Origin of the sequence: Trichocoleus sp. FACHB-90 (assembly GCF_014695505.1) — a bacterium.
In the GTDB taxonomy this organism is placed as follows: Bacteria; Cyanobacteriota; Cyanobacteriia; order Cyanobacteriales; family FACHB-T130; genus Funiculus; species Funiculus sociatus.
This window is the reverse complement of the sequence record NZ_JACJOK010000083.1, coordinates 1-11,271: the sequence shown is the minus strand read 5'-3', so window position 1 is coordinate 11,271 and position 11,271 is coordinate 1. Positions and strand designations below refer to the sequence as shown.

Below are 11,271 nucleotides of genomic sequence, written 5' to 3'. Positions count from 1 at the left end.
CATGTTAATCCTTATGGAACTTTTAGGTTGGATATGAGCGAGCGGTTGGAGCTTGATGTGGCGTAAAAAGTCAAAAATTTTTGATGTAATCAAGTCTGAGTAAAGGTTACATCTGTTGCGTGGCGCCTGGTGACAGCTTCGCTACTTTTACCCCGTATTAGGCAACAAGCAATGGATTTGGTTAGCATTAGATGTCAATACCCGAGAAATTGTCGGCGTGTACGTCGGCGATCGCTCTCGTGAGGGTGCCCAAGGATTATGGGACAGCTTGCCAGGGGTGTATCGACAGTGTGCCGTCTCCTATACCGATTTCTGGTCTGCCTACAATGAGGTTTTCCCCAGCGAGCGGCATCAGAGTGTGGGCAAGGACACCGGTCAAAGCAGCTATATTGAGCGCTTCAATTGCACCTTACGGCAGCGAGTATCCCGGTTAGTGAGAAAGACGTTATCGTTTTCCAAGAAGTTAGAGAATCATGTTGGTGCAGTGTGGTACTTTGTCCACTACTACAATGCATCCTTACGTGTTTAGGACTACCATCGTCTGTACCCTCCCGTGAGGGAAGGCTTGACTTGCGCGAGTGCTGTCTGACCTTGTGGGGTAGTGCGAAACTCATTAATGAACTCCCGCACCTGCTGCTGTTGAGAAGGTGCCAGATTGTCGGGCGTTGGTGAAAATAAATTGGCGTGGTCAGCAATTCGCCACAGGCTGTCTGCAATGTGGGAAGGATGCTCTTGGTGTTCCCCCTCGATTCGCAGAATGTGATTAGCAATGTAAATCGGTTCCATTAATGAATCCCCCGTGCGCTAATTCCTTCAGCAAGGAACTTTACTAAACCAAGCTGAAAAGGGGGTTCCAATTCATCAACTAAATCTAAGACATCACACACCTGTTGACTGAGGTTACCGTTTTCGACTAATGACCAAGTATCTGCTTGGTCGCTTTTGGCAGCGCAATAAGTCAAGACGGCGTGTAGTTCTTGGCGATTGAGTTGTTCAAAGTAGCTGCCAAATTGGTGTTCAAGCTCGGCAATGATGGGATGAGCTGAGTGCGATTTAGGGGCGCTAACCCAATAACTAAGTGGTTTACTGGTTGCAGATTTTGTCATGATGTAGATTGCTCCATTACTTCGGTTGTGTGAGCCAGTAACCAGCGGTGAGAGCCTGAGAAACTTCATGCCGCTGGCTTACTGACAAAGTTTTTAAAATTAAGCCGCCTCGTCTTTGTCGAACAAATCACCTAAGTCGGCATCAAATTCAAAGCTGTCTGGTTCTTGAGCTTTTAAAGCGGGTGCATCTATGGACTGGTTAAGAGAGGAACCTTATTTCCACTGCTGGGAACCCAGTTCATCACCAAACTAAAAAGCTTTGAAAATGGAACTTGCGTCGCCATCTGTTGAGCCAACCTATGTTCATACAAAATGCGATTGGTTAGTGTGGTCAAGTCAGCACCTGTAACTTGATTACTTGTCTTACCTAGTACCCGCTCTGACTGCGACTTTAAATACTGCTCAATGTCGGGTTCAACTCGAATTCTGGTGTTTTCTGCCATCGCTTATTTCCCTCTTGCTAGTCGTCCTTGGGATACTCTTTGCAAGCCAATCGCATTAGCCCAACAACCATCGGGTACAGCAGTAATACCTTGCGTGGCAAGCATTTTGGCTACACCCGGCATTTCAACCCCTCCCCCCCAAGCAACAAAGCTTTGAGCGGAATCGCGCCACTCCTGTATCTCTTTTAGTGCAAGGCGTAAGCGGTCAGATAGCCACGGTTTGAGATGACGGGCATAGACACTACGTAAGTTAAAGTTGCGGGTGCCGTATTGAAAGCTTCCAGATTCAATCGCTTGTCGAATTGTCTCAATGTTTCCTGCCTTTCCAGACCCCAAAAAGTGAATGAGTTCTGAGTCGGTGGCGATTGCATCCAGTAGATCGATACAGCCCCCAACTTCCAAAACTTGACGATGGATAATTGCACCACCTGGAGCAAAAACAGTTGGGATAACTGTAGAAGTTCCAAAATCGAATGCAATAGCGTGAGCGGTTCTATCAATTAATGGTTCTGGTTTCGATGAAACACAATAACTGTAAGAACCTGCACCTTCAGGAGCGACTAAACTGACTTTAAGATTTATCCGAGATTGCACTGTATTTTTGCCATTAAAACTAATAACGTGGGTGCCTGATGTTCTCTTAATTAATGGGGCTTGGAACACTTGCTTATTGTGGATAGACAGCACTAAATGCAAGTTCCACTCTTGGCGGGATGGCAGGGTAGACAAGCCTCCAAGTAGTGTGTGCAAAGCATATTCGACTTTTAGAACTGGGTCGTCACTTAACTTAATGTGAGTGGTTGGCGCTTTCCATGCGGCTAATGTTCTTGTCAGAAACTCCCGCCCAATTAGGTCTTCTCTATCGCCACTGTGATAGAAGAAATGTCCACCTTCTTTTGAGGTGAGAATATCGTGTAATTCTTCTTTAATTTCCAGCACTTTTGAGGGAGTACGAACTTTCATTTGCTGGTTGCCACTGCCAAAGACAAGTTTGCATAGTCCCGCCCCGTTATCGACTCCCACGGCTATTGCTGGGGTACTTCGGGTCAGTTCAGCCTGCGTTGGCTGCATCGTTACCATTGCTCAATTCCTCCAATTCGTTAAGGTTAAATCCTTATATCCCGCTTTCTATCTGCGGTTGAGATAGTTTTTGGCAAGAAAACTCTGCCACCCAATTTCACCTGATTTAGCTGTGTGGTGAGTGATTTGGGCGTTTTCGGTCTATGTCTGCTACGATAGCACATAAGAAGCTAAAAGATGCAAATAGCTTCTATTAGCTTCTCATGGTACTCATGAAACACGTAAAGAATAAGATATGAAAGAAGACCAAATTTTAGATTCTGTTGTGGCGCAAAAAGACCGTATTTCAATTGATGTCGGCGACCTTAGAGAAGAAATTGAAACGTGTCGAAACGACGCGGCATGGGCAGAGCTACCCCTATCAGCAAAAATCAGAGTGCTGATAAAGGAGAGGCTTGAACAAATGAAAGCGGCTGGTAAAGGGGAATGATGGATGAGCGATCGCTATGACTGAAACCCCAAAAGAGGACAAGCCAGATGAAAGCTCAAAACTCTGGAATCCATTAACGGAGCAGCGGGACTGGGCAGCCGCAGCAACAGAAGCTAACTGCTACAAAATAGCTAAGCGAAAAGGTAAGCGGGTGGTTGAAATTATCAATACCAAACGCGGCATCCTTCCAATCATTTGTATTTTTGAGGATTATCCAGATGACTGAATCACAGCTAATGGCTACTATCACTCAAATTCCCGTCAGCGAACTAATTTCGTTGCTAACTGCCATCTCGAATCGGGACTATTCGCAGTTTGAGCAATTAGAAAGTCGCTTTGCTGATTGTTACGGGGTTGAAGCTTGGGAAGAGTATTTTAATTTTCGCTTGCTTCCAGTATTGGATAACGCCTCTAATAACTGGCTTTTAGAACAAATGCTAGTTGTGGTGTAAGGAGCGCAATCACGGACTCCAGGAACTAGCGGCTAGAGTATCCGCATCGCATTTACACAGGAGGTATCACGCATTATGACAACGCAAGGAAAACTTGAGCTAACCATAAAGATTTCTGAGTTCCCATCTGACGTAAAGACGGTCGAGAACGGTTGGAAGTCTTTCGAGATTGACTGTGATGGGCGGATTGTCAGCGTAACTGTAAAGCCCAAAGTTTTTAAGAAGCTAGAACAGGCACAAACCGATTACCCGATGTGGGTTGCTGCGATCACGGGGAAGATGGGCGAACCCACAGAACGGGGCTTTGTGCTGAATGAGCCAGCCATTCAGGTTTTTGAAAAAAAGCCAAAGGAACCAAAAGAGCCAACGACAGCAGAGTAGTAATTGATCATTTTATGTACTTATTACTCAATTGCATTAACAAGCATTGGGTATTGCAAATCAACACAGATAAAGACAGAGCAATAATAATTAAAAGCTAAGCTGAATTAGGCGCATTTGGAAGTACCTACTTTCAACTCGTAGTAATATCAATTCTCCCTGAAAAGTCAGTATGTGCCATTGGCACCTGTTTTCAATTCTCACAAAATTTTACTGAGAGACGACTAAAAATAGAAGTCCCTCTTAGAGAAGAAACTAATCAAATAAGAAATTTATTTAAACGCTTATATTGGTGTAATTTGGTACTTTGCTTACCACTACAGTGCATCCTAGGCTGTTTAGGAATGCCTAATAGTGAAAAATAAAGTGTAAATTCAACACTAAAGTGATTAGTTGAGCGCCACTTAACTGTACTTAACAAATTTATTTAAGTAATCCATTTGGGTATAGAGGTTAGATTTATCAAGTTCAATAGTGAAAAACAAAGTGTAAATCCTACACATAATTAGTAAAAAATGGTCTATTTTTTGCACAAAAATCAAAATAGATGTATACATTGATTTGTACATTTCCTGCACAAATACTAAAACAGATTTATACATTAAATTGTACATTTCGGCTCTTTCGTACCTGTCTACCTGTTATGCAGAAATTCAATACAGCAACTCTGTAAACCTTACTAGACAAGGATTTGAACTAAGACTATAAATTTATAACAATCTTTGCCCAGTAAGGCTTTTGGACTGATTTGGCATATTAAGTATTGAAGAACTTACATTTTTTGCACAAATATCAAAGTAGATATATACATTAATTTGTACATTTTTTTACACAAATGCTAAAAAAGATTTATACAGTGATTTGTACATTTTCTACACAATCTTTTACGCATAGTTAGTAAATTCTATGCTTGTTTGGTACACAGAATCGGAGTGGATCAGATCAAGTATGTATTCGTTAGGTACAAAAAAATGTAGTCAACAAGCAAAGTTAGCGCTCATTTGGTACAAAAAAAGCTAATCACTAAATCGTTTTAGCGCTCGTTTGGTACAAAAAAAGCTAATCACTAAATCGTTTTAGCGCTCGTTTGGTACAAAAAAAGCTAATCACTAAATCGTTTTATTAACAAAAATGGGAGTTCACTAAATCACTTTAGCAACAAAATTCGGAGTTAGTTTGGTACACAGAATCGGAGTGGATCAGATCAAGTATGTGTTCCAATTTCAGGCCAGTCCTTAGCAGAGGTAGCCAATTAACAAAAAAAAGAAAAAACGTGCCAAAAATTGTGACGACGTTCTATAATGATGGGTATTCAAATGGAAGAATCAAAGACCTATGGAGTGAAAAAGGTCAGCCTGATTACCAGAGCTGAAGAAACGTACTGTGATTATGCTCAGGTCATCGGCTGTAAAGCAGTTAGAGTTTTGGGCGTAGGAACCAGAGATATCCAGAAGCGAGCTAGTTGAACGTGTTGCTAGAAGGATCTACCCACCTTCATTCAATAAAGAGGAATGTAGCGCCAATGATTTCCCTGAAAGTGAGAGAACAAGAACAAATAAATAAGAAACAACTGGAGAATGATTATGGAGTTAAAGAATAAAACGTAAAACGCTGTCTGTGATTGCGTTTAACACAAAAGCATTTTACGCGATTAGTAAAAAAACGAGAGCATTCAGCCTCACTAATAAGACATCTCAATCTTGGCGGAACGGGTTGTCTTATTAGCCAATATCAATGTAATGCTCAAGGCGTTACATATACTTTAGCATTTAATCTAAAACCCTGCTAAAGGCTGGAATGCTCTCTTGGTACTCACCAAGGAGAGACGTGACAAATCTTTTTATAGAACCTCAGCACTTAGAAGAATGGAGAGACAGCGGCGTAGATGAGGCGATTACTCGCTTAAATATTGAATCGCTGTCGGGAACTGCGCCTTATGAATTTTTATTTTATTCGCCAAAAATAGAACGCCTCAATGCCGGGCGAGTACAGGAGGGGATGCTTCGTAAATACGCCCATACCGCAAAAGGTGGCTGGTGGTGCAGCGGATTAGATCCATTAAATAACTGGGAAGAGATGGAGTGGGGCTGCTTCAAACCCGACCATCCCCGGCATAATCAGGACGGGAAAATAATAAAGTACGAGCATCCACCGAAAACTGAAACTCGTGTCTTCTTTTTGCGCGTACCCTTGCACATCTGGCAGGCGATCGCCAATCGCTACGAAATTGCAATGCCAGAAGAAATTGAAATCACACCAGAAGGCGAGGCAATTGGTTTCTGGACATGGGTAATGAAAAATAAAATTCCCCTCTGCATCACAGAAGGAGTTAAAAAAACTGGAGCATTGTTGTCGGCTGGGTTTGTAGGAATCGCGCTACCTGGGATTTATGGTGGTTATCGACGGCTACAGGATGAGAGGTGGAATCTTGGAGACAGCCGCAGACTAATTCCAGAACTGGAAATTTTTAACAATCACCAGATTTACTTTGTCTTTGACAATGACGAAAAAGAAAAGACCATTCGCGCTGTAAATACTGCGATTGAACAAACGGGTAAACTACTTAAAAGACAGAAGTGCAAGATTAAAGTAGTTAACTGGCAAGAACCTGAAAAAGGGGTTGATGATTTCATTGTTGCCAATGGCGTTGAAGCTTTTGAGAAGTATTACACTTCGGCGCTGCCCTTAAACCAGTGGATAGTAAGAGCTTTATCTGAGCTTACCTACCCGGTGAATGTGGCATTAAATCAAAAGTATTTGGGTAAATTAAATATTCCCAGTGATGCCAAATTGATAGGCATCAAAAGCCCCAAAGGGTCAGGTAAAACAGAAAGCTTGGCTAACTTCCTAGTAGAAGCGGCGCGGCGAGGTGAGAGGGTACTGATATTAACTCATCGCGTACAGCTTGGGATGGAGTTATGTCGGCGTTTCGGGCTTCCCTACGTTACTGAAATTAAAGACTGTGAAACAGGTGAATTATTGGGTTTTGGTTTGTGTGTCGATAGCCTGCATCCCAAATCACAAGCGCGATTCAAAGCTGAGGACTGGATCGGAGACACCATCGTAGTAGATGAATGTGAGCAGGTTTTTTGGCATATGCTCAACTCAAGTACCTGCCAGCGGGAGCGTGTAGCTATCCTGCAAGAATTTAAAGCCTTAATTATCAATACACTCACTTGTGAGAGTGGGCGAGTAATTTTAAGCGATGCCGATTTGAGCAACCTATCAGTTGATTACATTCGGAGTTTGGCAGGGGTCAACCTTGACCCCTGGATTATTGTTAACGACTTTAAGGACACAGAAGAATTTGAAGAATGGCAGGTTTATAACTATCCCCAATCAACGCCAGCAGCAATGATTGCGGAGCTAGAACAACATCTGGAAGAGGGAGGGAAACCTTTTATCTGTTGCTCCGCGCAGCGGGCTACATCTTGCTACGGCACTCGCAACCTTGAGGCTCATTTTTCTAAGAAATTCCCCCATTTAAAAGGGCTGCGGATTGATAGCGAAAGTATTGCTGACCCTAATCATCCTGCTTTTTGCTGCACTACTGATTTGAATAATGTGCTGCCCCAATACGATTACGTACTTGCATCCCCCAGCATTGAAACTGGAGTGAGCATCGATATTAAAGGACACTTCACCTCGGCCTGGGCAATCCTCCAGGGCGTTAGTCCGGAAAACTCGGCTCGTCAAGCTTTGGCACGAGTCCGTGAACCAGTAGATAGGCACATTTGGGCAGCGCCTCACGGATTGGGGAAAATCGGCAATGGTTCCATCAGCATTAATTCTTTACTTGCAAGTCAACACAAACTCGCCAAGGCTAATATCCAGCTCCTCAAAGATGCTGATTTTGATTACAGTGATTTGGATACCAATTTCGATGTTGTAAGCCTCCGGACATGGGCAAAGTTCGCTGTTCGGGTGAACGGGGGGATGGGTGATTATCGTAGCAGTGTCCTCGCTGGATTGAAAGCTGAAGGGCATCAAATTAGCAGCGCCGGCGGCGGCGACGGTGAGAAAGCGAAAGCCGAGTTGGATGAAACCCGCCAAGCCAAACATCAAGAAGAGGCTCTGGCGATCGCCAATGCTCCTGATATTTCTAAAGATGAATTTGACAAGCTAAAAGAGAAGCGTTCAAAAAAGGAAGAAGAACGCCAAAAGGAGCGTAAGCATTCTCTAAAACTACGTTATGGAACGGATGTAACACCCGACTTGGTAATTAAAGATGATGACGGATGGCACCCTAAACTGACGATGCACTACTACGTCACCGTAGGAAAAGAGTATCTTCCAGCCAGGGATAAAAAACGGCTGGATACCATTAAAGAGCAGGGAGAGGGCAAGGCGTGGATACCTGACCTAAATAAATCGCTACTCTCTGCGCCCGTTCGAGCCTTATCTTTGGAAAGGCTGGGTATATTGCGCTTGTTAGATACCCAGCGGCAGTTTAAGAATGAGGACGAAGACCTTCAGGAGATAGCTAAGAACGCGATTCAATATAGATGGAATATTAAAAGTGCGTTGGGCATCAGTATTAACGAGATAGATTCGCCAATAACAATCGCGCAGAAACTACTGGGTAAGCTCGGACTGCGATTAACCTTTCTCTACAAGGAAGGCTCACGAGGGGAACAACAACGAGTTTACGGATTTAAAGACCCAGCAGACGGACGGGATGAGATATTTGCTGCATGGCTAGCACGAGATGAGGCAGTGAGGCAGGCAGAACTAGAAAATGTATCAAATTGTGATACGGTAGTCACGCCCGGTAATAAAGAGTATAGAGATATCCCAGATGACTACCAAAATACCTCCCCATCTACTAATAGGGGGGATGAACCTCAAAATGTATCAAATTGTGATACCGTAGTCACGGCAGGTAATAAAGACTATATAAACAACTCCAGTGACTACCAAAATACCTCCCAATCTATTGATGAGGTGGATACGGGAGGTCTTAGCCAGGAGGATGTTGTAGGCTTTGCGGAGTTCCTGGAGAATGCGAATTGTGCTGAGCTGGCTACTGCGGCATTTGGAATGCTCCGAGATTTGTGTCAGCAGGCGAAGCAGGCAATTTGGGCAAAGATTCCCTGCGAAAAAAGAGCGGAGCTTTGGCATTGGAAAACGGCAGCAGCTGGTTGAGATGGCGATCACCTTTTCTTTCCTTGAGATCGCGATCTCAATTCCCCCAGGTGCCATTGGCACTTAAAGTTTTGCTGCCTGCCCAGTTGAACGATGCCACAAGTTTTTTGGGGTATCCTCAACATCATTGGAGATAATCAAGTCTCCTCTTGTGGCTCTAGACTTTGGCTGTTTCTCAAACCTTCTTCCAACGACGTAAAGGAACGATGGCACTGAAGACACCGAGGGCTAGAAGAGCAGAGGTAGGGTTAGATTCGGGAACTAATTTGGGTGCCTTCCGGAATCTCGTCTCCTGTTCAAATGCATAAGCATAGTTGAGCAAGCTTGCCTCGCTGAACATATCCCCTAGAAACGCTACGCTAAACGGAGTTCCAGAAGCGTAGTATCCGCCAGGCAAATTCACTTGGGGTGTTCCTAGCAAATTAATCTCTGGCACGGTGGTAGTAGTGTATGACCCATCGAACAATAGTCCCGGTTCATTTCTCTGTTGTGGGAAGAACAGCCCGTCTAGCTTATTATCCGCTAGTACTGTTTGGAATAGGGACAGCATCGTTTTCCGTCCGTCCATAAACTTTTGCACCAGATCAGTCTGAAAAACGTTAGGCTGTTTCACTGACTCTTCAAGACCATTTATTGGTGTAAATGCTCCAAGTAACGGTCCACTTTCAGCTAGGAGATCAATCCCTGTTATGTTCTGAAATTCTGCTACAGACGTGGGCGACTGGGCTGGATCGAGTGTCTTCAACCATTGCGTCAAATCATAGGGTGTATTCGAGCCACCATATGCCGTAAAAGTTGCACCTAGGGTATTAAAATTCGTCCCTGAAAACGGATCTTCTACGACCTCTGCTCCCAAGTTTTTTAGGATTGAAATAGAGTTACCATACAGAGATTTTGTTTCCTCTGCTAGTTCCACATCTTTAAATCCTGTACCAAAAAGCCCAAATCGCTTTCCCTGTAAGGATGTAGTACCTAATCCCGCAGCATATCCCTCTGTCGGGATGTTGCCAATTGCAACTGCTGAGTTTGGGTCTGATGCATCATACCCTGCAATTACCGTTAAAAAGTTAGCTGCATCCGTCACTGTCTTGGAATTAGGCCCAAAAACATCACGAGTTGAGCCAGCCAGGGGAATACCACCACTTGTAGGAACCAGCCCAAATGTTGGCTTGATCCCAACCAAGGCTTGGGCACCTGCCGGATTTTGAATCGACCCGCCTGTTTCTTCAGCTGTTCCTTCGGCAGCAAAACTCGCTGATACTGCTGTTGCAGTTCCTGTACTACTACCACCTGGGACTATATCAATATTGTAGGAATTGAGTGTTGGACTAAGATAACTGGTGTTCGCGTTTGATCCGCTTCGCGCAAACCTTGGTAGGTTTGTCTTTCCAAGAATAATTGCTCCTGCATCTTTCAACCGCGCGACGATCGGCGAATCTTCCAGTGGGATCATATCTACCCCACCATTCTCACTCGTAAAACCACTATATCCACCTGTTGTTCGCACACCTGCAATGTTCATCGAATCTTTGATGACAATCGGTACGCCGAACAATAACTTTCCGTCTGGGATCTGACCATTGTTAGCCAAGAGTACAGCATCTGCTGCCGCTGCATCTTGCAACGCATCAGGATTAAGGTAAGTAAACGCATTGTAGAGTGGGTTATACTTGTCAATTCGTTGCTGGTAAGAACTTACTAGGTCTTGAACAGTATACTTTTGGGCTGCTAGGTCTAACTGAATCTGAGCTGACGTTAACTCTACTACATTTACCGATGACCCTCTCAACGAAGCCGCCTGTGCGGCGAATGGTGATGTAGAAACACCAATCATTACAGCTACACTAGCAGCCATGTTGCTTTTTCTCATTGTATTCACCCCGCACCACAATGTATGTTTTTTTGTGAGGATTTTTTATCACTTTTGTTCGCTTCTTATCTGTATCGAATTTACTAATTCTTTAAATATTCTCTAAGTGCCGGGTAAAAATTGTAGGAGCCTACGTAAACATCAAACCTACGGCAAGCTCTTAGTTGACCTGAACAAGAGCCAAACTATAGCGCTTACCAGGGTTAGCGCGTCTCAAACCCTATTGACAAGCGGACTTACCTGAGCGGCAGAGTTGGGTTGAAAGTAGCACTATTCGGGCTAGGGTAAGATTTAATCCATCAAGAGGCAAGGTTCGAGTAATGCCATCAGGATTTGAGAACAAGAAAAGCAAAACCAAAGCATC

11 protein-coding genes and 1 pseudogene are annotated in these 11,271 nt (G+C 43.9%); 7 read left to right on the top strand and 5 right to left on the bottom strand.

What is annotated here, in order from left to right:
- Window positions 1-163 precede the first annotated feature (163 nt).
- Window positions 164-529 (top strand): annotated as a pseudogene (locus H6F74_RS24890) (IS1 family transposase); the annotation flags it as partial.
- A gap of 2 nt (window positions 530-531) precedes the next feature.
- On the opposite strand, the gene H6F74_RS24885 reads toward H6F74_RS24890, so the two are convergent.
- The 4 genes from H6F74_RS24885 to H6F74_RS24870 form a co-directional block, all read right to left on the bottom strand.
- On the bottom strand, window positions 532-786 hold the full coding sequence (locus H6F74_RS24885; protein WP_190444824.1) for a hypothetical protein: 255 nt from the start codon (window positions 784-786) through the stop codon (window positions 532-534).
- Window positions 786-1,106, bottom strand: a complete 321-nt coding sequence (locus tag H6F74_RS24880) for a hypothetical protein (protein ID WP_190444823.1) — start codon at window positions 1,104-1,106, stop codon at window positions 786-788. The genes H6F74_RS24885 and H6F74_RS24880 overlap by 1 nt, the downstream gene beginning before the upstream one ends.
- 188 nt (window positions 1,107-1,294) lie before the next feature.
- Window positions 1,295-1,549, bottom strand: a complete 255-nt coding sequence (locus H6F74_RS24875; RefSeq protein WP_199301610.1) for a hypothetical protein — start codon at window positions 1,547-1,549, stop codon at window positions 1,295-1,297.
- A 3-nt stretch (window positions 1,550-1,552) separates the two neighbouring features.
- Window positions 1,553-2,629, bottom strand: coding sequence for a hypothetical protein (locus H6F74_RS24870; protein ID WP_190444822.1), 1,077 nt, complete (start codon window positions 2,627-2,629; stop codon window positions 1,553-1,555).
- Between the two features lie 235 nt (window positions 2,630-2,864).
- On the opposite strand from H6F74_RS24870, the gene H6F74_RS24865 reads away from it, so the two are divergent.
- From H6F74_RS24865 to H6F74_RS24840, 6 genes are all read left to right on the top strand, one after another.
- The gene (locus H6F74_RS24865; protein ID WP_190428451.1) at window positions 2,865-3,059 is read left to right on the top strand and encodes a hypothetical protein; all 195 of its coding nucleotides are present in this window, start codon (window positions 2,865-2,867) and stop codon (window positions 3,057-3,059) included.
- Window positions 3,060-3,075: 16 nt separating this feature from the next.
- Window positions 3,076-3,285: a hypothetical protein gene (locus tag H6F74_RS24860; RefSeq protein ID WP_190444821.1), complete on the top strand. Its 210-nt coding sequence runs from the start codon at window positions 3,076-3,078 to the stop codon at window positions 3,283-3,285.
- On the top strand, window positions 3,278-3,511 hold the full coding sequence (locus H6F74_RS24855; protein WP_190444820.1) for a hypothetical protein: 234 nt from the start codon (window positions 3,278-3,280) through the stop codon (window positions 3,509-3,511). Before H6F74_RS24860 ends, H6F74_RS24855 begins: the two co-directional genes overlap by 8 nt.
- Before the next feature lie 75 nt (window positions 3,512-3,586).
- A complete protein-coding gene (locus H6F74_RS24850) occupies window positions 3,587-3,892 on the top strand; it encodes a fertility inhibition FinO-like protein (protein WP_190444819.1) in 306 nt (101 codons plus the stop codon).
- A gap of 1,316 nt (window positions 3,893-5,208) precedes the next feature.
- Window positions 5,209-5,358: a hypothetical protein gene (locus H6F74_RS24845; protein WP_190444818.1), complete on the top strand. Its 150-nt coding sequence runs from the start codon at window positions 5,209-5,211 to the stop codon at window positions 5,356-5,358.
- A 361-nt stretch (window positions 5,359-5,719) separates the two neighbouring features.
- Window positions 5,720-9,037, top strand: coding sequence for a plasmid replication protein, CyRepA1 family (locus H6F74_RS24840; protein WP_190444817.1), 3,318 nt, complete (start codon window positions 5,720-5,722; stop codon window positions 9,035-9,037).
- Window positions 9,038-9,212: 175 nt separating this feature from the next.
- On the opposite strand, the gene H6F74_RS24835 is transcribed toward H6F74_RS24840, so the two are convergent.
- Entirely contained in the window at window positions 9,213-10,907 is a 1,695-nt protein-coding gene (locus H6F74_RS24835; RefSeq protein ID WP_190444816.1) for an amidase, read from the bottom strand.
- Between the last annotated feature and the right edge of the window lie 364 nt (window positions 10,908-11,271).